Annotated in this window: 19 protein-coding genes; 10 read left to right on the top strand and 9 right to left on the bottom strand. The window is 66.3% G+C overall.

Annotated features, from left to right (window positions below; all coding sequences use genetic code 11):
• From QX124_RS22175 to QX124_RS22160, 4 genes are all read right to left on the bottom strand, one after another.
• Complete coding sequence (locus tag QX124_RS22175) at positions 1 to 741, bottom strand: metallophosphoesterase family protein (RefSeq protein ID WP_315737398.1); 741 nt, start codon at positions 739 to 741, stop codon at positions 1 to 3.
• A gap of 290 nt (positions 742 to 1,031) precedes the next feature.
• Positions 1,032 to 1,640, bottom strand: coding sequence for a hypothetical protein (locus tag QX124_RS22170; RefSeq protein WP_315737397.1), 609 nt, complete (start codon positions 1,638 to 1,640; stop codon positions 1,032 to 1,034).
• Positions 1,637 to 2,308, bottom strand: coding sequence for a hypothetical protein (locus tag QX124_RS22165; protein WP_315737396.1), 672 nt, complete (start codon positions 2,306 to 2,308; stop codon positions 1,637 to 1,639). Before QX124_RS22165 ends, QX124_RS22170 begins: the two co-directional genes overlap by 4 nt.
• Positions 2,305 to 3,084, bottom strand: coding sequence for a MotA/TolQ/ExbB proton channel family protein (locus tag QX124_RS22160; protein ID WP_315779791.1), 780 nt, complete (start codon positions 3,082 to 3,084; stop codon positions 2,305 to 2,307). Before QX124_RS22160 ends, QX124_RS22165 begins: the two co-directional genes overlap by 4 nt.
• 194 nt (positions 3,085 to 3,278) lie before the next feature.
• On the opposite strand from QX124_RS22160, the gene QX124_RS22155 reads away from it, so the two are divergent.
• The gene (locus tag QX124_RS22155; protein ID WP_315779789.1) at positions 3,279 to 4,637 is read left to right on the top strand and encodes a histidine kinase; all 1,359 of its coding nucleotides are present in this window, start codon (positions 3,279 to 3,281) and stop codon (positions 4,635 to 4,637) included.
• Positions 4,638 to 4,647: 10 nt separating this feature from the next.
• A complete protein-coding gene (locus QX124_RS22150) occupies positions 4,648 to 5,295 on the top strand; it encodes a response regulator transcription factor (RefSeq protein ID WP_315758991.1) in 648 nt (215 codons plus the stop codon).
• Between the two features lie 213 nt (positions 5,296 to 5,508).
• On the opposite strand, the gene QX124_RS22145 is transcribed toward QX124_RS22150, so the two are convergent.
• Both QX124_RS22145 and QX124_RS22140 read right to left on the bottom strand, forming a co-directional pair.
• Positions 5,509 to 6,096: a TetR family transcriptional regulator gene (locus QX124_RS22145; RefSeq protein WP_315737392.1), complete on the bottom strand. Its 588-nt coding sequence runs from the start codon at positions 6,094 to 6,096 to the stop codon at positions 5,509 to 5,511.
• On the bottom strand, positions 6,093 to 6,266 hold the full coding sequence (locus QX124_RS22140) for a hypothetical protein (protein ID WP_315737391.1): 174 nt from the start codon (positions 6,264 to 6,266) through the stop codon (positions 6,093 to 6,095). Before QX124_RS22140 ends, QX124_RS22145 begins: the two co-directional genes overlap by 4 nt.
• A 279-nt stretch (positions 6,267 to 6,545) precedes the next feature.
• Between QX124_RS22140 and purB the strand changes: the two genes are divergently transcribed.
• Positions 6,546 to 7,856, top strand: coding sequence for an adenylosuccinate lyase (gene purB / locus QX124_RS22135; RefSeq protein ID WP_315798271.1), 1,311 nt, complete (start codon positions 6,546 to 6,548; stop codon positions 7,854 to 7,856).
• A gap of 12 nt (positions 7,857 to 7,868) precedes the next feature.
• Here purB and QX124_RS22130 read toward each other — a convergent pair whose 3' ends face one another.
• Positions 7,869 to 10,304 (bottom strand): DUF2235 domain-containing protein, encoded by a 2,436-nt coding sequence (locus QX124_RS22130; protein ID WP_315798270.1) that lies wholly within the window; start codon positions 10,302 to 10,304, stop codon positions 7,869 to 7,871.
• Positions 10,305 to 10,684: 380 nt separating this feature from the next.
• Here QX124_RS22130 and QX124_RS22125 point away from each other — a divergent pair, with 380 nt between their 5' ends.
• The gene (locus QX124_RS22125; protein ID WP_315798269.1) at positions 10,685 to 11,218 is read left to right on the top strand and encodes a cytochrome b; all 534 of its coding nucleotides are present in this window, start codon (positions 10,685 to 10,687) and stop codon (positions 11,216 to 11,218) included.
• A 258-nt stretch (positions 11,219 to 11,476) separates the two neighbouring features.
• On the opposite strand, the gene ftsH is transcribed toward QX124_RS22125, so the two are convergent.
• Complete coding sequence (gene ftsH / locus QX124_RS22120) at positions 11,477 to 13,324, bottom strand: ATP-dependent zinc metalloprotease FtsH (protein ID WP_315798268.1); 1,848 nt, start codon at positions 13,322 to 13,324, stop codon at positions 11,477 to 11,479.
• Positions 13,325 to 13,390: 66 nt separating this feature from the next.
• Entirely contained in the window at positions 13,391 to 14,344 is a 954-nt protein-coding gene (locus QX124_RS22115; protein ID WP_315798267.1) for a lipid kinase, read from the bottom strand.
• A gap of 577 nt (positions 14,345 to 14,921) precedes the next feature.
• Here QX124_RS22115 and QX124_RS22110 point away from each other — a divergent pair.
• The 6 genes from QX124_RS22110 (at position 14,922) to QX124_RS22085 (ending at position 21,796) form a co-directional block, all read left to right on the top strand.
• Complete coding sequence (locus QX124_RS22110; RefSeq protein WP_315798266.1) at positions 14,922 to 15,899, top strand: TerC family protein; 978 nt, start codon at positions 14,922 to 14,924, stop codon at positions 15,897 to 15,899.
• A gap of 34 nt (positions 15,900 to 15,933) precedes the next feature.
• Positions 15,934 to 16,881 carry an exopolysaccharide biosynthesis protein gene (locus QX124_RS22105; RefSeq protein WP_315798322.1) on the top strand — a complete coding sequence of 316 codons (948 nt, stop codon included), beginning with the start codon at positions 15,934 to 15,936 and terminating at the stop codon, positions 16,879 to 16,881.
• Between the two features lie 242 nt (positions 16,882 to 17,123).
• Positions 17,124 to 18,869 carry a CHAD domain-containing protein gene (locus QX124_RS22100; protein ID WP_315798265.1) on the top strand — a complete coding sequence of 582 codons (1,746 nt, stop codon included), beginning with the start codon at positions 17,124 to 17,126 and terminating at the stop codon, positions 18,867 to 18,869.
• An 83-nt stretch (positions 18,870 to 18,952) separates the two neighbouring features.
• Complete coding sequence (locus QX124_RS22095; RefSeq protein WP_315737382.1) at positions 18,953 to 19,165, top strand: MJ0042-type zinc finger domain-containing protein; 213 nt, start codon at positions 18,953 to 18,955, stop codon at positions 19,163 to 19,165.
• A 192-nt stretch (positions 19,166 to 19,357) separates the two neighbouring features.
• Positions 19,358 to 20,530: a M20 aminoacylase family protein gene (locus QX124_RS22090; RefSeq protein ID WP_315798264.1), complete on the top strand. Its 1,173-nt coding sequence runs from the start codon at positions 19,358 to 19,360 to the stop codon at positions 20,528 to 20,530.
• A gap of 348 nt (positions 20,531 to 20,878) precedes the next feature.
• Positions 20,879 to 21,796: a DMT family transporter gene (locus QX124_RS22085; protein WP_315798263.1), complete on the top strand. Its 918-nt coding sequence runs from the start codon at positions 20,879 to 20,881 to the stop codon at positions 21,794 to 21,796.
• Positions 21,797 to 21,864 lie beyond the last annotated feature (68 nt).

Raw genomic sequence — 21,864 nt, 5'->3', positions numbered from 1 at the left:
CTATCGCCCCATCGAGAGCCGCTGCGCCAGCCAGGGCGGCAGGCCGTTGTCGCGAATGCGCTGCGCCGCAGCCTCGACGTCATAGGGCACACGGCAATAGGTCAGCTCGCGGGTCTTGGTGTCGAAGGTCACGAACGACGCGGCAGGATCACCGTCGCGCGGCTGGCCGACCGAGCCGACCACGGCCAGCCATTGCCGGCCGCGCAACAGCTGAATGGGCATGTTGGCGGTCGGGGTGAAGCTCGTCATCTTGGCGGTGGCGGACATCGAGTACAGCGCCGGACGGTGGATGTGGCCGCAGAACGTCACCTGCGCCTCGGTCGCGATCATGCTGCGCGCGGCGTCGGCGGACGACTGCACATAGCGCCAGCGCGGCGGGCTGGACGCCTCCGCATGCACGAACAACCGGTCGTCGTCACCGATGCTCATCGGCAGTTCGGCGAGAAAGCGGCGCTGCTCGGCGCTGAGCCGGCCGCGCGTCCACTCCATCGCCGCCTGCGCCTCGGCATTCATGGTCTCACTCGCGACCGAGACGGCATTGTCATGATTGCCGCGCACCGCCAGCCCGCCACCGGCGACGATCTCCATGACGGTGTCGACCGACCATTCCGGATCGGCGCCATAGCCGACGATGTCGCCGAGACAGATGAGGCGGTCCGCGCCACGCGCACGCGCCGCCTCGAGGCAGGCTGCAAAGGCCTGCCGATTGGCATGGATGTCGGTCAAAATCGCCAGCAGCACCCGTTTCCTCCGGTTCTCAAGCTAGCGGCCGTGGTCGCACGAGACTTGAGGAACATCAAACAAGATAGGCGGAGAGATGCGGAATGTCAGCGTTGCAGGTCCCCTGCGATGCGCCGGTGCGGCTTTCCTTCCCTGGGTAAAGCTGAAGCCCAGGACGTTGCGGTGGTTCGGTCTGGCGACCGCACTCTTGGCCTTGTTGACCTTGAGCTCGAGGCGCCGTGCCAGGAACGTCCCAATGCTCGCCATCACCCGCGCGCTCGCTTCACGCGGGAGGATACGGCTGCAGCCGCCTACTGCTCGTCCTTCGGCGGCATGCGTGGCGGCAGCAGCGGCGTGAACGAGACACCGTCGCCGGCGGTCTTGGCGGCCTTGAACTCGCCGGTGGAGGGATCGCCGCCGGCGGTCTCGATGATCGTCTTCGGCAGAATGTATTCGCGCGCGGCGTCGATGACGCCACCGTCGCCGGTGCCGAAATCGGCGGCGCGGCCGCCCTGCGGATGGCCGGCCGCGATCTGGTCGGCGGCGTGCTGGGCCTTGTCGGCAAGTGTGTCGCTGTAGGGGATACGATAGGCGCGGGGCACGCCGCTCGGACGGTTGTCGTCGTCGAGCGCCTCGACCCACAGATAGACCGTGCCGGGATCGCCCTCGACGGAGTGCGGATCGACGATCCGCACCTGCAGCACCTTGAAGCTCCTCGGCAGCCGGTCGACGCTGGCCCAGCCGAGCAGGCCGCGGGCACCGACGAAGCTGCCGACATAGAACGCGCTGGTGATGACCACGGCGACCGCCTTGGCCTGCCACGGCAGCCGGGCATAGACCAGCACCAGCAGCAGCAGCGCGCCGATCAGCGCGTAGCACACGGACAGGGTGACGATGACGGTCTGCAGATTGCTCGTCATGGCCTGAGCATCCTGACGCCGGTCTTGGGATCGATATCGGCGCCGTTGCGCCAATTGCTGCGGAACGTCTCCAAGAGCGATTTCGGCCGGCGCTGCACGTCGATCACCTTGCCCTCGGCATTGAGCTTGAAGCGCAGCGCCGTCTTCTCGTCGCCGGAATGGTCGAGCACGACCTTGTCGTCGAAGATCACCTGCGCAGTCGGGTTGAGCTTCTGCACCTTCACGGTGGCCTCGACCGGCGCACCGCTGACGTTCTGGAAATGCGAGATGTTGACCGTGTATTCGCCGGCGACGATGCCTCTGACGGTGACGATCTCCTCGCGGATCGGCGACGGGATCTTCAGACCGTTGACCAGGATGAAATCGTTGGCGCCGCCGCGGTCGTCGCGGTCGAGCGTGAGGAAGCCGGCCTCGCGATGCCGATACCAGGCAATGTTGCCGACGGGATCCTGCACGAACAGGTCGAGATCATCAGGATGGTTGTCGGGCCAGTCCATCGTGATCAGGAACTCGGCTTTCGAGTCGACCTTACCGTCCTTGGCGTCCGGCGAGATCGCGAGCACCGCGATGAAGAAAAAGAACGCGACGATCTGCAGCGCCTTGAACAGCATCACGCTGAACGGGTCGAACTGCTCCTCGCGCGGATAGAGTCCGAAATCGTCCATCATGCGACCTGCTCCGGCGCGCGATCCATCGCGCGCTCGAGCCGCGGCGTCACCCGCGTCTCCGTCAGCATGACGGCGTCCGAGAACATCCGTCCCGTCGCCGCATCGAGCATGTAGTACTGGATGCGCACCAGAATCGAGCCGACGAGCCCGGCGAGCGTCGTGTACATGGCAATCGCCATGCCGTCGCTCATCAGCCCCATCGACGATTTCATCGCGAGCTTATCGTTGACGTCGAGGCCGGCGATCGGCGCCAGCATGATGATGAAGCCGATGATGGTGCCGAGCAGGCCGAGCTTCATCAGCGTGTCGGAGGCGAAGCCACCGAAGCCGTTGGAGCCGCGCAGGCGGTCGGCCAAGGTGCGCAGTAGCAGCGTCTGGTCGAGCCGCCCTGCCCCTTGCGTCCGCGCCTTGGTGACGAGGCTGCGGATGTGGTTGGTGACGAGCCCTTTGGGAAGCAACTGCGCATCAGGTTCGAGCGCGCGCGCCGCATCGGGCCCGATCAGCACGGCGCGGCAGCGCCGCGCCGCATCCGCCTCGCGCGCGATTGCTCTGGTGCGCCAGAAGCAATGGCAGCACGTGGCGACGTAGAGCACGGCGATGACGCTGGAGATGTAGGTGCGGTCGGAGGCGACCATCAGGTGGAAATAGCCGTAGCGGGCGAGCACCACGGCGGCGAATATCGTGAGGCCGGTGAAGATCATCCAGAGCAGCAGCGGCCCGCGCTCGGCTGCGTCGCGCGCAGGTTCCACTCGTTCGGCACTGCTGACCACGCTCATGCATGAACTCCCGATGCGCACCGTTTCGTTCGGCGCTTCGCAGAGGAGTTAAGCAGAGCGGCGGAACAGCGTCCAAAGACATCTGCCTCGAGGCTCTCGGGAAAATTTCCCAACCTGTCGCTTGCTGCAGTGCATTTGCTTGGCGGAGCACCATCCCATTGTTACGCTGCGGCAAAAGCCGTGGAGAGGATCGCATGCGTCTCGTGCTCCAGCTCATTGCGCGCCTCGCGCTGATCGTGCTGCTGTGTCTGGCCGCCGCGGCCGTATGGGTCACGGTCGACGCCTATCGCAGCGTCGACCGCGCCACGGCGGCATCGGCCGACCGCGTCTCCCAGGCGTTGGAGGCGCTGTATTGGCGCGAGCTTCTGCTGCGCAGCAACCGGTCGCGCGAGCGGCTGCTGCCGCTGCCCGACTGGCGCACGACCGAGACCATGAAGCTGATCGCGCCCGGCATCTGCGTCCAGCTCAAGCCCGAGGCAGCGTTCGAGAAGCCGCTGTGCGGCCAGAGCAAGGGCCTCGGCGCCGCGCCGCCGCGCTGGTTCTCAGGCGCCGTGGAAGCCATCCTCGGCGATCACGCCGCGGTCGCGCAGCCGATCAGCGCGCGCGCCACGACAGCGGGAACCGTCTCGGCGATCGCCGATCCCGATTCGGCGATCCAGCTCGCCTGGCTGCGCATCCAGGACAGCTTTGGTGTGGCGCTGGCGATGGCGATCGCGATCGGCGTGCTGGCCTCGCTGGCGATCGCGCATGCGCTGGCGCCGGCGCGCAGCATCGTCCAGGCGCTGCAGCGGATGGCCGAGGGCGACCACCGCCCCGCGCTGCCGCGCTTCCGCTCGATGGAGCTCGCCATGATCGGCCGCGCCGTCGGCGAGCTCGGCGACCGGCTGGCGCAGGCCAACGAGCAGCGCGCCGCGCTGACCGAGCGCCTGCTCGACATCCGCGACGAGGAGCGGCGGGCGCTGGCGCGCGAGCTGCACGACGAGTTCGGGCAGAACCTCACGGCGATCCTCGCCTTTGCCTCGACGATCGAGACCGCCGGCAGCGGCCGCAACGATCAGGTCGCCCAGGATGCACGGATGATTACGCAGTCCGTCAGCCATCTGATGGCGTGCCTGCGCGGCACGCTGAGCCGGCTGCGCCGTCCGCTCACCGAGGAGCTCGGACTCGCCGCAGGCCTGATCGCGCTGACCGAGAACTATCAGCATGCCGCGCGGCCCGCGATCCGGCTCGACCTCCACGGCGATCTCGCCGACATCCAGGGCCCGGTCGCGGTCACCGCCTATCGGATGGCGCAGGAATGCCTGACCAACGCCCTGCGCCACACCAGTGCGAGCGAGGTGTCGTTGCGGGTCGAGCGCCGTCAGGGTCCAGACAGTGCGCTCGTGATCTCGGTCGAGGACGACGGCGGCGGCGATGCGACCCTGCTGGCGCAATCGAGCGGCTTCGGCCTGACCGGAATCCGCGAGCGCATCGCCGCGGTCGGCGGCTCGCTGTCGATCGGACCGGCCGCGCGCGGGCTCAGCGTCTCCGCGACAATTCCACTGGCCGCCTGAGACAACCGGGATGCCCGAGCGCACAGGCATTTCGATCCTGCTGGTCGACGACCACCCGGTGGTCCGGCAAGGCTATCGCCGCGTGCTGGAGAGCCAGGACGGGTTTCGAGTCATCGCAGAGGCCGACAGCGCCGCGGCGGCCTATGGCGCGTTCAAGGCGCATGCGCCCGACGTGGTCGTGCTCGACATCTCGATGAAGGGTGCCAGCGGGCTGGAGGCGATCCGCAACATCCGCGCCCGCGACAACCGCGCCTGCATCCTCGTGTTCTCGATGCATGGCGAGGCGCCGCTGGTGAAGGCGGCGTTCGCCGCTGGCGCGAGCGGCTTCGTCACCAAGAGCAGCGAGCCGTCGGCGCTGGTCCGCGCCATCCGCATGGTCATCAACGGCGAGCGCGCGCTCAGCGACGACGTCGCCCACGTGCTGGCCGCTGACAGTCTTGATCCGCAGCAGACCGTGCTCGACCGGCTCGGCGAGCGTGAGATCGAAATCCTGCGCCAGTTCGCGTCAGGCCTGACCACCGAGCAGATCGCCGCCAACCTGCACCTCAGCGTCAAGACGGTGCAGAACTATCATTATCTGGTGAAGGCCAAGACGGGATTGCAGACAGATGCGCAGCTCGTCCGGCTGGCGGTGACCAGCGGGCTGACGAATCTGTAGGCTGCCGTGGGGTGGGCAAAGGCGCTGCCGTGCTGTCGCCGCATGCGAGCCAGCAATGGCGCCGTGCCCACCATCAAACTGATGAGTTCGCTGATCGACGGAGGGCACGGCGCGCGCGATCTCGGCCCAAGCCGATGTCGTGCAACGCGCCTTTGCCCACCCTACGAGCTGTGTGAACCCGCATGTCGCTGCGCTCATGCGGGCTAGGCGAGCCTAGCGCGCCTGAAGTCCACGGAGCAGCAGGGTCAGCACGGCATCGACGCGGGCCTGACAGGTGCATTCGCCCCATTCGTCGGCATGGGCGGGATGGTGAAAACTTCTCGTCGCGTCGAAGATCGCCGCGGCCGCGGTCTTGGGATCAGTGACGTGGAACGTCCCCTGCGCGACCCCCTCGGCGATCATGCCCTCGACCTGGGCGATCAGGTGCTGTTTGTGCGCCTTGACCACCGAGCACGCCTCGCGCGCCAGGGTGAGATAGGTCGCGAACATCTCCGGATCTTCACAGACCCGCTTCTGCTTGGCGCCGAACAGCTCGCGCAGCCAGCGCTCCAGTTTCGCCGGCGCGGGTCCCGGCTCGGCCGCGATCTGCGCCAGCGGCGCGCTGACCCGCTCGAGCCAGCGCCTGGCAACCGCCTCGCGCAGCGACGCCTTGCTGGGGAAGTGACGATAAACGGAGCCGTGGCTGACATCGAGCGCTCTCGCGACGTCGACGACCGTCGCTTTGGCGAGCCCGTAACGGCGCAACACGTCCTCGGTGACTTCGAGGATGCGCTCGGATGTCAGAACCACGGCCTCATTCATGCGTGCACCATATCGGTGTCGGACGTATGCGCCTTGATCTGGATCGTCTCGGCCCGATCGGCGGACGACGGCGCGCGGAATTTGGCTGCCTGGGTCTCCAGGTGACGTGCGACCTGGTGATTCAGCCAGTCCTGAAATTGTGAGTGCAACAATCGCTTTTCAATCTTCATCGAAGCGGTCCTTCGCAGTTGAAACCGCTGAACCCATGGTCAGACAGTGCAAGTTGATCTTCAGCATGACGGCGGCAGAGATATACACCATCGCGCTGACAGATTTCAATATCTGTCAGCGCGATTTTTTGAACGGTATCATAATCCACCTCGATCGCACCGGCCGAGCGGAAAGACCGCCGTTTGTGTCGATCCGGCCGCTCTGGTAAAGCGCGGCGTAAAATGCTGGCGTGGACGCCCGGTCCCGCCCACCTTCCCTCCCGCCTCGGAGCGCCGTCGATGATCCCCCGCTATACCCGTCCCGAAATGGCCTCGATCTGGGAGCCGCAGACCCGGTTCAAGATCTGGTTCGAGATCGAGGCGCATGCGGCGGACGCGCTGGCGCAGCTCGGCGTGATCCCGAAGGACGCGGCCAAGGCGATCTGGGCCAAGGCCAAGGACGCCACCTTCGACGTCGCCCGCATCGACGAGATCGAGCGCGAGACCAAGCACGACGTCATCGCCTTCCTGACCCATCTCGCCGAGATCGTCGGCCCCGAGGCGCGCTTCGTGCACCAGGGCATGACGTCATCGGACGTGCTCGACACCTGCCTCAACGTCCAGCTCACCCGCGCCGCCGACCTGCTGCTCGCCGATCTCGACCGCGTGCTGGCGGCGCTGAAGACGCGCGCCTTCGAGCACAAGATGACGCCGACCATCGGCCGCTCGCACGGCATCCATGCCGAGCCGGTGACGTTCGGCCTCAAGCTCGCTTATGCCTATGCGGAATTCTCCCGCGCGCGTGAGCGCCTGGTCGCCGCTCGGAAGGAGGTCGCGACCTGCGCAATTTCCGGCGCCGTCGGCACCTTCGCCCAGATCGATCCGCGGGTGGAGGAGCACGTCGCCAGGGCGATGGGCCTGTCGCCCGAGCCGATCTCCACCCAGGTGATTCCGCGTGACCGCCACGCGATGTTCTTTGCCACCCTCGGCGTGATCGCCTCCTCCGTCGAACGCTTTGCGACCGAAGTCCGCCACCTGCAGCGCACCGAGGTGCTGGAAGCCGAGGAATTCTTCTCGGAGGGACAGAAGGGCTCCTCCGCAATGCCGCACAAGCGCAACCCGGTGCTGTCGGAAAACCTCACCGGCCTCGCCCGCATGGTGCGCGCCTATGTGACGCCGGCGATGGAGAATGTCGTGCTCTGGCACGAGCGCGACATCTCGCATTCCTCGGTCGAGCGCATGATCGGTCCCGACGCCACCGTGACGCTCGACTTCGCGCTGGTGCGCCTCGCCGGCCTGGTCGAGAAGCTGCTGGTCTATCCCGCCAACATGGAAAAGAACCTCGACCGCCTCGGCGGCCTCGTGCACTCGCAGCGCGTGCTGATCGCGCTGACCCAGAAGGGGGCGAGCCGCGAGGACTCCTACAAGCTGGTCCAGCGCAACGCGATGCCGGTATGGCGCGGCGAAGGCGACTTCCGCACCCTGCTCAAGGCGGACGCCGAGGTGAAGAAGTATCTCACCGACGCCGAGATCGACGAGCAATTCGACCTCGGCTACCACCTCAAGCACGTCGACACGATCTTCCGGCGCGTGTTCGGCAGCGCCGAGTGACGGCGCGCGCCGTTACAGCTTCTTCAGCGAGACGGCCGCATTGCCCTTGTTGTTGAAATAGAATCGATACAACAACCAAGGAAACAGGATGGAGGTGTCGTTGACGTAGACGAACACCTCCCCATCGCTGCGTGCGGTGAACTCGGCCGTCCAGCGGCTACTGCCGGGTGCTTCGGGTCGGAAGGTGGGGAGATGCTCCTCCAATCCCGTGCTGCCCACCCGTACGATGGGCGCGAACCAGTTCGACCAGATCAGCCGCTTGAACGGCAGGCCCGGTAGCTGCGTCCAGGTCCCGTAACCAAAGCCGGCCGGGGATGCAGGAATGCTGCCGTCGCTCCATCCCTCTCCGACATCGAGCGTGATCTGATACGTCTCGTCCTGCGCCACGCTAAGCGCTGTCGGATAGCAATGGTGGCGCGTCTCGAACAACGGCCGGATACTTCCATTATGCCATGCCCCGATCTCTGTCTCGTTGACCTCGGTCGGCCTCAGTGTTGCCTTGCAGAACAGACCGGCCGTGTTGGCCGCGCCGAACGCCAGCCACCAGAACAGCCAGAACATGATGGCGGTCGGGAAGATCCACGATTTCAGGACGTAGAAACCGGCGATGTACCAGCCCTGGCGTCGCAGCGAATAAACCGTCGCGCGCCAGCCGGTCACCGGCTTGTGCCGGGATGGATCGTTCCAGGCGATGCGTGCGGCGTCGCGGATCGTTCGCTGCAGTGAGGTGCCCCACGCCGTCAAGCCGAGCGCAGCGGCTACACCGACCACCAGCAAACCCGGCGAATCCCGAAACGCGACGAACCATGGGTCGAGAAATTTTGGCAGGAAGGCTGCCGCTCCGTTGACCAGCGGATTGACCAGCCCATGCAAGGGCTCATAAAGCACGCGCGGCCAATAGATGACGAAATATGGGATCGCTGCGACGAACAGCAGCGCGAACATGGTGGCGAAATAGACCACGCGGCGCAGCCAGACCCAATTCCAGACATCGTCCTGCACCCGCGTCCGCGCGTGCCCGCGATCGAGCGGATGCAGCGCATCGACCGGCGTATCGGTCTCATCCGTGACGCGGTAAGCGGCGGGTACGACCACCGGTGCATAGTGATCGGGACCCGACCCAATGCGTTCGAACACGGTGCGGTGGATGGTCGGCTTCACCGGCGGCAGAGGTGGCTGCGGCAGGCTCGGATGCAGATCTTCAGCAAGAAGCCCGGTCTGGGCCTTGAACGGCGAATGAAGCAGCCACTTGATGCGACTAACATCGTACCGGAGCGATAGCTTGTAGGGCGGCGCGTCATAGATCTCGCGCAGATTGCGCGGCTTGTAGCGGTAGTAGGCAGCCAGCCCCTTGCGCGAGTCGTTCAGCGTATCGAGCGGATCGATCTCGGGATCGTAGAGCAGCCTGCGCCGCCCGTCGAGATAGACGAGACCATAGGCCTGGGCGCGGTCGAGCATCCAATCGAGCGTCACATAGGAAAGGCCATCCTGCGGATAGCCGCCGCCGATGTCGGAATGCACGCCGGTAAACCACACCTGGCTGATGCGCTCGCGGTCACGTGGCGGCAGATCGGTGCGCAGATGCGGCGGCGGCTCGGCGAGTTTCGCAGCTTCGCTGCGCGGATCGTAATCGATGCCGAACAGCCAGTCCTTCTTGTCACTGCGGCCCGGGACGGCATCGTCCCGTCCCCACACATAGCGCTCGTCCCAGATCACCGGGCGGAAGGCGTCACGCTCCTCCTCGATCGCGAGCGCGTGGCAGGCGCGATGGATCTTGGAATTCATGAACTGGTCCGGCATCGACAGCGGCCAGATCCAATAGTCGATGGCGCGGGTCATCTCCTCGATCGGCCCGCCATAGGCGTCGACGGTGTCCCAAATGCCGACGAAATGCACGCTCTCGACCTCGATCGACGGCGGCGCCTCGGGCGCAACGCCCTGCAGCCTGCGCAGCAGCTTGATCCCCCCATCGCGCCATTTACGGAGGTCCAGGCCGATCTTGCCGAGATATCTGAGAAGTCCGGTGTTGTAGCGGCGACGATAGCGGCGATAGGCGTCCGCAGCGAAGCGCGCGAGGTCGGCCTCATTGTTGTTGTAAGCGACGAGGCCCTGACCCGCGATCATCGCCGCCACGATGCGGATCGTGAACGCGCCGCGGCTGAAGCCGAAGCAGTAAATGCGGTCGCCCGGCTTGTAGTTGCGACAGCAAAAGATGTAGATCGCAATCGCATTCCGCTTCAGGCCGAAGCCGAAGACGCCGCCGAGGGCTGCGAACAGCTTGAAGGAGGACGTGCCGACGCCATCGTCGTAGAAGGCGACCTGCCGACGCGGATCGCGCAGGTCCAGCAGCTGGAACAGCCGCCAGACATTGGTCTTGAACACGGCCTTGGCGCTGTTGCCGGTCCCGTCCGACAACAGCACGATGTTCTTTGCAACAGGATTGGACACGAGGCCCCCCGACCAGAATGCCGGCAGGGAGATTGGTCCGCAATTGCAAGAAAATCAAGGCGCAATCCCTGCGCGAGCCCGCAGGACACCCGCTCAGTTCTCAGCACCGCCCGTCATCCGCAAGGCAACATCGTCGCTTGATCCAATGCAGACATCGAACGGGGGACGGCGTATCGAGCCCCCCGCAGGCCGGGTCGGCGCGCCCGAGGGATCACCGGAGGCGCGACTGACAGAGCGGCACGCATGGAATCACTCAAAAATGATCAGCAGATACCTTTGTGCGGTTGTCCGACATCTCGTCGTCGACCTCTGATCCTTCGACACCGACCAGACGAGCGCCTATGCAGGTCGTCCTGCTCCCCCATCGACGAGACACCCACATGCCGGCGACCTATGATCCTCTGCTGCGACGGATCCATTGGGCAACGGCGCTGCTGTTCATTGCAGCCATGCTGATCGGACTCTATTGCGGCCTGCAGCCGGCTGGGACATCGCCGCGGCGCGAGTTGCTGGAAATCCACAAGTCGCTCGGCGGCACGCTGTTTCTGCTCGCCATTCTCCGTCTGATCGTGCGGTCTCGCACGACGGCCCCGGCAGCTCCGGCCGCCTTCGGCCCGATCGTCCGCGCGCTGTCGCAGCTCAATCATTGGACGCTCTATGCGCTGCTTCTGGTCATGCCCGTCACCGGCTACATGTTCTCGTCGGCCGGCGGCTACTCGCTGCGCTACTTCTGGACGTTCAGCTGGCCGCGCCTGTTCGCCGGCGACAAGACGATCGCGCAGGCCGGCGAGATCACGCACGACGCGCTGGCCTATGTGGTCTATCTCGTCGTCGGCCTGCACATCGCCGCCACGCTCTGGCATGAGTTCGTCAAGAAGGACGAGACATTGGCCCGGATGTGGCCGCGGCGGTGAGCGCGTAGCCCGGATGAGCGCAGCGACATCCGGGTTCATCGCAGGCAGCGTTGGAGACCCCGGATATCGCTCCGCTCATCCGGGCTACGAGGTCAACACGCTGCGCCTTCGTAGGGTGGGCAAAGCAGTCGCCGTCAGGCGGCAGCGTGCCCACCGTCGTGCGGCAGAGCAAGCGATCAGATGGTGGGCACGGCGCCTTCACGATCTCGCTCGTAGAATGAGAACGGCTGTGCCTTTGCCCACCCTACACAGCACCAACTACATCGGCTTCGCCGCCGCAACCAGATCGCCGGCGCGCTGGTCCTGCTTCAGCAGCGCGGCGAGTTCGGTCTCGTCGAGCGTCTCCTTGACCAGCAGGCGGCGGGCGGCGCGCTCCAGCACGTCGCGCTTGTCCTGCAGCAGCTTGCGGGTCCGCTCCAACGCTGATGTCACGATCGCACGCACCTCGGCGTCGATCGCATCCCCTGCGGCCTCGCCATACTCGGCGCTGCGTGAGACGCCCGGCGCAAGAAACGACTGGTTGTCGCGCTCGTAGGCGACCGAGCCCAACTGCTCCGACATGCCGTAGCGGGTCACCATCGAGCGCGCGATGTCGGTGACGCGGCGCAGATCGTCGGCGGCGCCGGTCGACAGATGGCCGTAGACCACGAGCTCCGCGGCGCGGCCGCCGAGCAGCACCGCCATCTTGTTCTCCAGCTCCTCGCGCGTCATCAGGAAGCGATCTTCGGTCGGACGCTGGATGGTATAGCCGAGCGCGCCGACGCCGCGCGGAATGATCGAGACCTTGTGCACGGGATCGGTGCCCGGCAGACTCATCGCAACGATCGCATGCCCCATCTCGTGATAGGCGACGATCTCGCGCTCCTTCGGATTGAGCAGCCGGTTGCGCTTCTCCAGGCCGGCGACGATGCGCTCGATCGCGTTGTTGAAGTCGTCGAGCCTGACCTCGTCGCCGCCGCGCCGCGTTGCCAGCAAGGTCGCCTCGTTGACGAGGTTGGCGAGATCGGCGCCGGTGAAGCCCGGCGTCAGCGCGGCCACCTTCTCCGGATCGACGTCGGCGGCGAGCTTGGCCTTCTTCAGATGCACCTGCAGGATCTGGATGCGGCCCGGCTTGTCGGGCCGGTCGACCAGCACCTGGCGGTCGAAGCGGCCGGCGCGCAGCAGCGCCGGATCGAGAATCTCGGGCCGGTTGGTCGCCGCCAGCAGCACCAGACCCGTCGAGGAATCGAAGCCGTCGAGCTCGACCAGCAGCTGGTTGAGCGTCTGCTCCTTCTCGTCATGGCCGCCGGCGAACGGGCCCATGCCGCGGGCGCGGCCGAGCGCATCGAGCTCGTCGATGAAGATGATGGCGGGCGCCTTGGCGCGGGCCTGCTCGAACAGGTCGCGCACGCGCGCCGCACCGACGCCGACGAACATTTCGACGAACTCCGAGCCGGAGATCGAGAAGAACGGCACGCCGGCCTCGCCGGCCACCGCCTTGGCGAGCAGCGTCTTGCCGGTGCCGGGCGGGCCGACCAGCAGCACGCCCTTCGGCATGCGGCCGCCGAGACGGCCATAGGATTTCGGATCCTTCAGGAACGAGACGATCTCGCGCAGCTCGTCCTTGGCCTCGTCGACGCCGGCGACGTCGTCGAAGCGGACGCCGGTGTTGGATTCGACGTAGACCTTGGCCTTGCTCTTGCCGATCTGCATCAGGCCGCCGCCGAGCCCGCCGGCGCCGCCCATCATCCGGCGCGACAGCCAGTACCAGACGCCGAAGAACAGTGCGATCGGCATCACCAGCGAGAGAATGTCGCCGAGGATGTTGCTCTCGACGCGGCCGGTGAACGTCACGTTGGCCTTGCTGAGCTCCTTGGCGAACTCCTGGTCGACGCGCGTCGTCGCGAAGCGCGACTGGCCGCTGGGCAGCGGCTCCTTCAGCGTGCCTTCCAGATAGTTCTCGGAGACGCCGACCTCCTTCACCTTGCCGGCGGACAGGAGATCCTGGAATTGACTGTAGGGAATGACGGCGACCTGGCGATAGCTCGTCCACGCATTGTGGATCATCATCGCGACGAAGATCGCGACGATCGCGTACCAGAAATTGAAGCGGGTCTGCTTGGTCATGGGTCTCTCAATCGGGTGATCAGTCGAAAACGAGCGGCCGCAAACGGCGGATCAAGCGCCATCGCGTCAGGTGCGGCCCTGCCCTTCGGCCTTGGGGACGAATACGGAGACGGCGCGCGGCAGCACGCCGAAGCGCGCCGGCGTGAAGGTGACGAGCTCTCCATCGGCATTGATCGGACGCGGACGCCGCGTGCGGATCTCGAAGGATGTGTCGCGCGTGGCCCGCACCTCCTGCCACAGGCCGTGGCGGCCCTTGCGGAAGTCATAGGCCATCGCCAGCAGCTTCCAGACGCGGCCGATCTCCAGCGAATAGAGATCCAGATGGGAATCGTCGATCTCCGCGCTGTCCTGGACGGCCATGCCGCCACCGTAATACCGGCCGTTGCCGACCGCGATCTGCAAGGTCTTGACGCGCGCCGCGCCGTCGGACGACACGATCATGGCCCGGAACGGCCGCGCATTGGTCAGCACCTTGAGCGCCGTGATCGCGTAGCCGAGCCGGCCGAACCGGCGCTTGGTCTCCTTGGTCAACTGACGCGCGAGCTCGGCGCTCAAGCCGAGGCTTGCGACATTGAAGAATGGATGACCATTGACCTCGCCGAGATCGATCTGGCGGCGGTGGCCGGCGGCGATCACGTCGACCGCGGCCTCCATGTCATCAGGCAGGCCGAGCGTGCGGGCAAGGTCATTGGCGGTGCCGGCTGGAATAATGCCGAGCGGCAGGCCGGTCCTGACCAGTGCGGGCGCAGCCGCGTTCAGGCTGCCGTCCCCCCCGGCGACGACGACCGCCTCCGCATCGTCGGCATGGGCTTCGATCCACGGCGCCACCTCGCGCGGACTATGCGGCGCCGAGATCACGAGATCATAGCCGGCCGCACTCAGCCGCGACACGGCAATGCCCGCAGCCTCGCCGCCGGAGCGGCTGCCGCGGTTGATGATCATCAAGAGACGGCGCGTTGTGACGGCCGAGCGCGACGGCGGCGCCTTCGCGATCGATATCTGGTCACCCCCCGTGGTCACGATTGTCTCCCGTACACGAGATGCCCGTGCGCATCAGCGCACCGGTTCCATACCAAGCGACGAGCAGGCGCTCCGGTTCCATCACGATCAGGGCCGCCATCCGAGGGACTCCGGGAGGTATGAGCGGGGGAGTGATTGTTGGGCTGGTGATGTCTGGGGCGAGAGCCGCAAGGGCTGATAGCAACAAGCGACGCGTGTGGCCGCATCTGGTCAAACTCCTCAGGAGCGCTCCGAAGCGCGCAATACCGCCAGCGGGATCACTGCCAGCGGCATCGGTCATGAAAGAGAGTCCGACATCATAGTCGCATGGACTATCAGAGGGGCCCGGATCTCCGGCCCTCTGGAATTAGTTTGCAGCCGCACGCCCGCAAGACGGCTGCCGCGGCAGCAGACACTCTGTCGCACCTCCACGTTCATCTTGCTGAACGTGGACGCAAGGGGCTGGCTCTTGAAAACCGATCGGGACACACATACGTCCGTTCCCTACCCCTGGTCCGGGCCCCTCTGGTGAAGCTGCCGGTGCGCTCACGATGTCGGACCTGACATCAATTTCACCGGCTAGATAAGAGGACCCGTCGTGGAATTCCTGCTCATCGCGTTTGCCGGCAAGCCCGTCTGGATGTGGCTCGCCTTCCTCGCAATCGTGCTCGCCCTCCTAATCTTCGATCTCGGCATCCTCCATCGCAAGACGCGCGAGATCTCGGTGCGCGAGAGCCTCGTCATGAGCGCCATCTACATCATGCTCGCCCTGGCCTTCGGCGGCTGGGTATGGTGGCAGCTCGGCGGCGAGGCCGGCACCGCCTATCTCACCGCGTTCACGATCGAGAAGGCGCTGGCGATGGACAACGTCTTCGTCATCGCCATGATCTTCAGCTACTTCTCGATCCCGCGCGTCTATCAGCACCGCGTGCTGTTCTGGGGCATCGTCGGCGTCATCGTGCTGCGCGCGATCATGATCGGCCTTGGCGCCGTGATCGTCGCCCAGGCGAGTTGGGTGCTCTATCTGTTCGCGCTGTTCCTGGTCGCGACCGGCATCAAGATGCTGGTGTTCAAGGACAAGCCGCACGACATCGGCTCCAATCCGGCACTGGCCTGGGTGCGCCGTCGCTTCGACGTCACCGACCGCCTGCACGAGGAGCGTTTCTTCGTTCGCCAGCCGGATGCAAGCGGCAGGCCGACCTGGTTCATGACGCCGCTGTTCCTGGCGCTGATCCTGATCGAGTTCGCCGACGTCGTCTTCGCCGTCGACTCCGTGCCCGCGATCTTCGCGATCTCGACCGACCCGTTCGTGGTCTACACTTCGAACATCTTCGCGATCCTCGGCCTGCGCGCGCTCTATTTCGCGCTTGCCGCGATGGTCGATCGCTTCCAGTATTTGAAGCTGGCGCTGGCGGCAGTGCTGATCTTCATCGGCTCGAAGATCTTCCTTGCCGACCTGCTCGGGCTCGAGAAGTTTCCGCCCGCCCTCTCGCTCGGCATCACCTTCGGTCTGCTCGGCGCGGGTATCGCCTATTCGCTGTGGAAGACGCGGCCTGCCGTCGAGCAGATGAAGTGACGCAGGCCAAAGGACATGAGGTTGCCGCGCGGTGATAAATGATGTCGCATCCAACGATGAGGACTCGTCGGCGCCGCGCCGTCACAACGGGCCGATCAGCCGCCGGCTGCTCGCGATCGCCCGCACGGTGCGGTCCGAGGAGCCGTCCATCGGCGAATTGTTCGACCGACTGGAGTCGGAAGGTCTCGGCCTGACGTTGCTGCTGCTGACCTTGCCGGCGTTGATCCCATTGCCCGGCCCGTTCGGCATGGTGTTCGGCACCTTGGTGGCTCTCGTCGCACTGCAGATCCTGCTCGGCGCCGAGCGGCTATGGCTGCCCGAGCCGCTGCGCCGCCGGCCGGTGCCGCAGCGGCTGCTGCGCAAGGTGATCCGCGCCGGACTCGATTGGGCGGGCTTTGCCGAGCGCGGCCTGCGTGAGGACCGGCTGGTCTGGCTGACCGGCCGGCCGGCGCGGATGCTGCTCGCGCTGCCGCTGCTGCTGATGGCCGTCACCATCATCCTTCCGATCCCCATGGGCAACGTGATGCCGGCGTTGGCGCTGATCGCCGCCTCGATCGGCTTCATGGCCGGCGACGGGCTCGCAGTCCTGCTGTCGATCCTGATTGCGATGGCCGCGGTCGTGTGGACGGCGGTTCTGCTCTATACGGGTGCCGCGGCCGCCGATTATGCCGCAACTCTCCTGGCACGCTTTGCGGTGCATCTGCGGGCCATGCTGGAGAGCGTCGGCGTCGATCTCGGCTTTGCCGCCGGCGTGACGACCGTGTTTGCGGTCGCAACGGGCATCGCCGCGCTTGCCTTCTGGGTGCAGGCGGTGCGCCACCGGCGCAGCCGGCGCATACCCATCGATCCGACGCAGGATCCGCGCGAACGCTCCCGCGCGCTGGCGCGACGCGGCCGCGGTCTCGTGGCCGCCGCGAGCATTGCGACCACCGCAGCCGCCGTCTTCATCGCCACGCGTTTCATGCTGACCGGCTCGATCTGAGTTCCCGCTGTGGCAGCGCGGCCGGGCGACGGTGCATTGCGCGGCTACGAGGGACATATCTTCGTGAGCGCCCGCCGGCCGCAAGCGCGAGCACTTGTCATTGAAGTAGCAACAAAAAATGCGACCGATAAGCGCAGGCGCGTCGAGCATCGTCAGCCGCCTGCGAGAAATGCCACTGTCCCTTTGTGCCGGCTGCAGCTATACGAGAGATGACTGTCACTAAACGGTTACAGAATCGACACATGCCCGATTCGAACGCAACGGCGTCGATCCACGGCGGTGGCCATGCGGTCGGCGTGCGGGATAGTGGTGACTCGGCGAGCAGCGATCCCGGTGGCGCCGTCGATAGCTTGACTGCACAGCACCTTGCCGATCACGCGGTCACACGGGGGGATGCCGTGGCGCCGGGCGTGGAGGTCGTGACGCCGTCCTTGCCGGATCCCGCGGCCGGCGCCGGCCATGAGATCGAGCTGAAGCTCCTCGTCGCGCCCGATCAACTCGCCGGCTTCAACAACGCACCGGTCGTCACCGCGCATGCGCGCAACAAGGGTTCGCGCAAGCATCTGACATCGGTCTACTACGACACGCCGAAGCGCATGCTGTGGAAGAACGGCTTCACCTTGCGGGTGCGCCAGAGCGGCTCGCGCTTCGTGCAGACCGTGAAAGAGCAGCACAGCGACGACCCGCTCAAGCGCGGAGAGTGGGAGGCCAGCGTCAGCTCGCTGGCGCCCGATCCGCTGCTGGCGGCCGCGCTGCTGCCGGAGGAGCTTCGCTCCGCGCTGGCCGATGCAACGCTCGAGGCGGTGTTCACGGCCGACGTGCATCGTCACGCGCGCATGCTCGACGTGCCCGGCGCGACCATCGAGATCGCGTTCGACAGCGGTGTCATCAAGGCCGGCGAGCACTGTGAGATCGTGAGCGAGATCGAGCTGGAGCTCAAAAGCGGCAACCCCGCCGCCATCTACGAGATCGCGCAGCGCATCGCCGATCACGGACCGATCAGACCTTCGATCCGCAGCAAATCCTCCCGCGGTTTCGACCTCGCAGCCGGAGCAGCGCCGGGGGCCGAAAAGCCGCGCAAGCTGCGCCTCGATCCGGCGGTGTCTCTCGACGAGAGCTTCGCCGTCGTCCTGCGCGGCAGCCTGCGTCATCTGCTGCAGGCAATGCCTGCAGCAGATGACGGACGCGATACAGAAGGCGTGCATCAGTTGCGGGTCGCGCTGCGCCGCCTGCGCGCCGCGTTGCACCTGATGCGGCCGCTCGGGACCTCGGCGACGCTCGACGGTCTCGAGGCGGATGCGCGCTGGCTGGCACAGAGCCTCTCGGCGGCGCGCGACCTCGACGTGTTCCTGACCGATACGCTGCCCGAGATCGCCGAGGCGTGCCCCACGGTTGCAGGCTTCGACTCGCTCCGGTCGCTCGCCGAGCGGCGGCGCGAACTCGCCTATCGCACGCTGCGCATCGCGCTTGCCGAGCGCCGCTGCGCCGCTTTCGTGCTCGGCCTCGGCGAATGGATCGAGACCCGCGGCTGGCGCAACGACGTCTCCCCCGACGATCTCCGACGCCTCGCGGCGCCCGCGATCGATTTCGCCGGGCCCGTCCTGTCGGAGCGCCACCAGAAGGTGCTCAAGCGCGGCCGCCGCTTCAAGAAGCTGCCGGCCGAGCGGCGCCACCGGCTGCGTCTCGCGCTGAAGAAGCTGCGCTACAGCATCGACTTCCTGCTGCCGCTCTACGGCGCGAGCAAATCGGCGAAGAAATATGCCCGGACGCTCGCCGGTTTCCAGGAACAGCTTGGCCACTACAACGACATGGCGGTCACCGCCGGCGTGATCGAGACCCTCGGCACCACCTCCACCGACGCGGCGATCGCGGCCGCCGCGATCACCGGCTGGCAGACGCATGCCATGGCCGGCGTGGAGCAGCCGTTGCGCGAGGCGTGGCGCGCCTTCACCAAGGCGCCGACGCCGTGGCAGGCCGAGGAGGCGTGACGATCGGACGCGATGACGTCGGTTCATGGAGCGCATTGATCCGGTTCAAGGTGTCTGGTCGAGCTGTTTGGGAGCGTGATCTCATGAAGATATCCAGCGTGACGTGTCCGCATTGCCGTGCCGCCTACGAGATCGCGGAATCGACATCCGCCGTTGGCGCTGCCGGGCGGTTCGACTGCGGCGTCTGCGGCACGCCATTGGCAGCGTGGGACGAGCCGAAGCTGCGGGCCTTCCGCCTGGAGGTGCCGCCCGAGCGCAAATACCCCCGCGTGCCCGCCCCCGCCCCGCTCGCCTGAATCCCGTTCCGCAATCCGGAACGACCGGCATCGTCCGTCGAGGTGACCGCGCATCCGCGCATGGCGCCATGGCCGGCCGCAACTTGCCTCGCTTTTTTGACCGGGTCATAGTCGGTCGTTGCGCGGTGCTGTCGGCTGGCCTGGCCGCATCACTGCAGCGTTCCGATCAACTCAGCGAGTCATCCGGTCCTCATGCCCATCCTCAACAGCATCGCCGCGCTCTCCGACGAAATGGCCGCCTGGCGCCACGATTTCCACGAACATCCCGAGCTGCTGTACGAAGTCCATCGCACCGCCGGCATCGTCGCCGACCGCTTGCGCGAATTCGGCTGCGACGAGGTCGTGACCGGCATCGGCCGCACCGGCGTGGTCGGCGTGATCCGCGGCCGCAAGTCCGGCTCCGGCAGGACCATCGGCCTGCGCGCCGACATGGATGCGTTGCCGATCGAGGAAACCTCCGGCGTTCCCTATGCCTCGAAGACGCCGGGCCTGATGCATGCCTGCGGCCATGACGGCCACACCGCGATGCTGCTGGGCGCTGCGAAATATCTCGCCGAGACCCGCAATTTCGACGGCACCGCCATCGTCATCTTCCAGCCGGCCGAGGAAGGCGGCGCCGGCGGCAAGGCGATGGTCGACGACGGCCTGATGACGCGCTGGGGCATCCAGGAGGTCTATGGCATGCACAACATGCCGGGCGTCCCCGAAGGCCATTTCGAAATCTCGCCGGGCGCGATGCTGGCTTCGGCCGATGCGATCCACATCAAGGTCACCGGCAAGGGCGGCCATGGCGGCGCCGGCCCGCACAGGGCCGTCGACAGCATCCTGATTGCCTCGCAGATCGTCAACGCACTGCAGTCGATCGTCGCGCGCAACGTCGATCCCTTGAAATCCGCGGTGATCTCGATCTGCTCGATCCATGGCGGCACCACCTTCAACGTCATCCCCGAGACCGTCGAGATGCTCGGCACCGTCCGCACGCTCGATCCGGATATCCGCGACCTCGTCGAGAAGCGCATCGTCGAGGTCACCGAGGCCACCGCCCGTGCCTATGGCGGCTCGGCCGAGGCGATCTACGAGCGCAAATATCCGGTGACGATGAACCACCCGGCCCAGGCCGCCTTCGCCGCCGACGTCGCCCGCGACGTCGCCGGTGACGAGCGCGTCAACGACCGCGCCATTCCCCTGATGGGCGGCGAGGACTTCGCCTTCATGCTGGAGGCCCGCCCCGGCGCGTTCGTGTTCCTCGGCATGGGCCCCGGCAACGAGTGCCACCACCCGGCCTATCGCTTCAACGACAACATCCTCAGCGCCGGCGCATCGTACTGGGTGAAGCTGGTCGAGAAGAGCATGCCGGCGAACTGATGAGCTGATAAAAACGTAGGGTGGGCAAAGCGGCAGTGTGCCCACCGTAGCGCGTCATTCTTCGCAACGAGATGGTGGGCACGGTGCCATCACGATCTCACGCGGCGCGGTCGCGCCTTCGCCCACCCCACATTCTGGATTGTTCGCTTCGCTCGCAATGACGGGCGTGGCGGGCACCGGAATTCCTCCAAGCTCCGCCATCGCGAGCGCCAGCGAAGCGATCCAGGGGCGCAGCGCACGAACCGGAATGGCTACTTCGTTCGGAGCCGGAACGTTTCGTTCCGCATCGAAACGTCGAGCGCTGCCGGGCCGCTATGAGAAGGCGTCCTTCTCCGCCGCGAGTCCCCCATGCAACGCCGCTCCGACCTCAGCCGCGAAATCGCCCTCCTGGTTCTGCTCTCGACCTTGTGGGGCGCCTCCTACACCTTCATCAAGATCGGCGTCGAGACCATCCCGCCGCTGACCCTGATCGCGGCACGCACGCTGATCGCGGGCTTGCTGCTGGCCGCGATCATCCGCAGCCGCGGCCTCGCTTGGCCGCGTGACCGGACGATATGGCGTCGCTTCATGATCCAGGCCGGCCTCAACAGCGTCGTGCCGTTCACGCTGATCGCCTGGGCCGAGCGCACCGTCGAGGCGGGCCTTGCGACGATCCTCAACGCCACCTCGCCGATCTTCACCTTCCTGCTGACCGCGCTGGTGACGCACCACGAGCCCGTCACCCTGCGCAAGCTGGTCGGCGTCGCCGCCGGACTCGCCGGCACCTGCCTCATCATCGGCACCGAGGCGCTGGGCGGGCTTGGCCGCGAGTTGTGGGCGCAGATTGCGATCGTCGCCGCCACCATCTGCTATGCCGGCGCCGCGATCATGGGAAAGAGCTTCAAGGGACTCAACCCTATGCTGCCGGCGGCGGGATCGCTGCTGTCTGGCGCCTTGGTCCTGATCCCGCTCGCACTCGTCGTCGACCATCCGTGGACGCTGGCACCGTCGCTGCGCTCGGTGCTGGCGCTGGCCGCGCTCGCGACCGTCTCGACCGCGGCCGCGATGGTGATCTATTTCCGCCTGGTGCAGACGCTCGGCTCGATCGGCGCCACCGCGCAATCCTATCTGCGCGTGCCGATCGGCGTTGCAATTGCCGTTGCCGGCCTCGGCGAGCGCCTCGCGCCGAGCGCCTGGATCGGGCTCGCCTGCGTCGTCCTCGGCGTGATCGCGATGACGCTGCCCCCGCGCAAGGGCATGATGGATGGCAGAGAGACGGTCCGCTGACCGCATATCCCGGCAGGGCTCAAAACAAGCGCAACTCACGCCGTCATTGCGAGCGCAGCGAAGCAATC

Source organism: Bradyrhizobium sp. SZCCHNRI3043 (assembly GCF_032377735.1).
Lineage (GTDB): Bacteria > Pseudomonadota > Alphaproteobacteria > Rhizobiales > Xanthobacteraceae > Bradyrhizobium.
Note: the sequence above shows the minus strand (reverse complement) of the source record. Positions and strands in the feature narration are given on the sequence as shown.

Bases quoted from the DNA above. Each gene is read 5' to 3' on its own strand.
- QX124_RS22095 (WP_315737382.1), top strand. From the start codon at position 18,953: ATGAAGATATCCAGCGTGACGTGTCCGCATTGCCGTGCCGCCTACGAG.
- QX124_RS22150 (WP_315758991.1), top strand. From the start codon at position 4,648: ATGCCCGAGCGCACAGGCATTTCGATCCTGCTGGTCGACGACCACCCG.
- QX124_RS22155 (WP_315779789.1), top strand. From the start codon at position 3,279: ATGCGTCTCGTGCTCCAGCTCATTGCGCGCCTCGCGCTGATCGTGCTG.
- QX124_RS22170 (WP_315737397.1), bottom strand. From the start codon at position 1,640: ATGACGAGCAATCTGCAGACCGTCATCGTCACCCTGTCCGTGTGCTAC.
- QX124_RS22145 (WP_315737392.1), bottom strand. From the start codon at position 6,096: ATGAATGAGGCCGTGGTTCTGACATCCGAGCGCATCCTCGAAGTCACC.
- QX124_RS22160 (WP_315779791.1), bottom strand. From the start codon at position 3,084: ATGAGCGTGGTCAGCAGTGCCGAACGAGTGGAACCTGCGCGCGACGCA.
- QX124_RS22085 (WP_315798263.1), top strand. From the start codon at position 20,879: ATGCAACGCCGCTCCGACCTCAGCCGCGAAATCGCCCTCCTGGTTCTG.
- QX124_RS22090 (WP_315798264.1), top strand. From the start codon at position 19,358: ATGCCCATCCTCAACAGCATCGCCGCGCTCTCCGACGAAATGGCCGCC.
- QX124_RS22125 (WP_315798269.1), top strand. From the start codon at position 10,685: ATGCCGGCGACCTATGATCCTCTGCTGCGACGGATCCATTGGGCAACG.
- ftsH (WP_315798268.1), bottom strand. From the start codon at position 13,324: ATGACCAAGCAGACCCGCTTCAATTTCTGGTACGCGATCGTCGCGATC.
- QX124_RS22140 (WP_315737391.1), bottom strand. From the start codon at position 6,266: ATGAAGATTGAAAAGCGATTGTTGCACTCACAATTTCAGGACTGGCTG.
- QX124_RS22165 (WP_315737396.1), bottom strand. From the start codon at position 2,308: ATGATGGACGATTTCGGACTCTATCCGCGCGAGGAGCAGTTCGACCCG.
- QX124_RS22100 (WP_315798265.1), top strand. From the start codon at position 17,124: ATGCCCGATTCGAACGCAACGGCGTCGATCCACGGCGGTGGCCATGCG.
- purB (WP_315798271.1), top strand. From the start codon at position 6,546: ATGATCCCCCGCTATACCCGTCCCGAAATGGCCTCGATCTGGGAGCCG.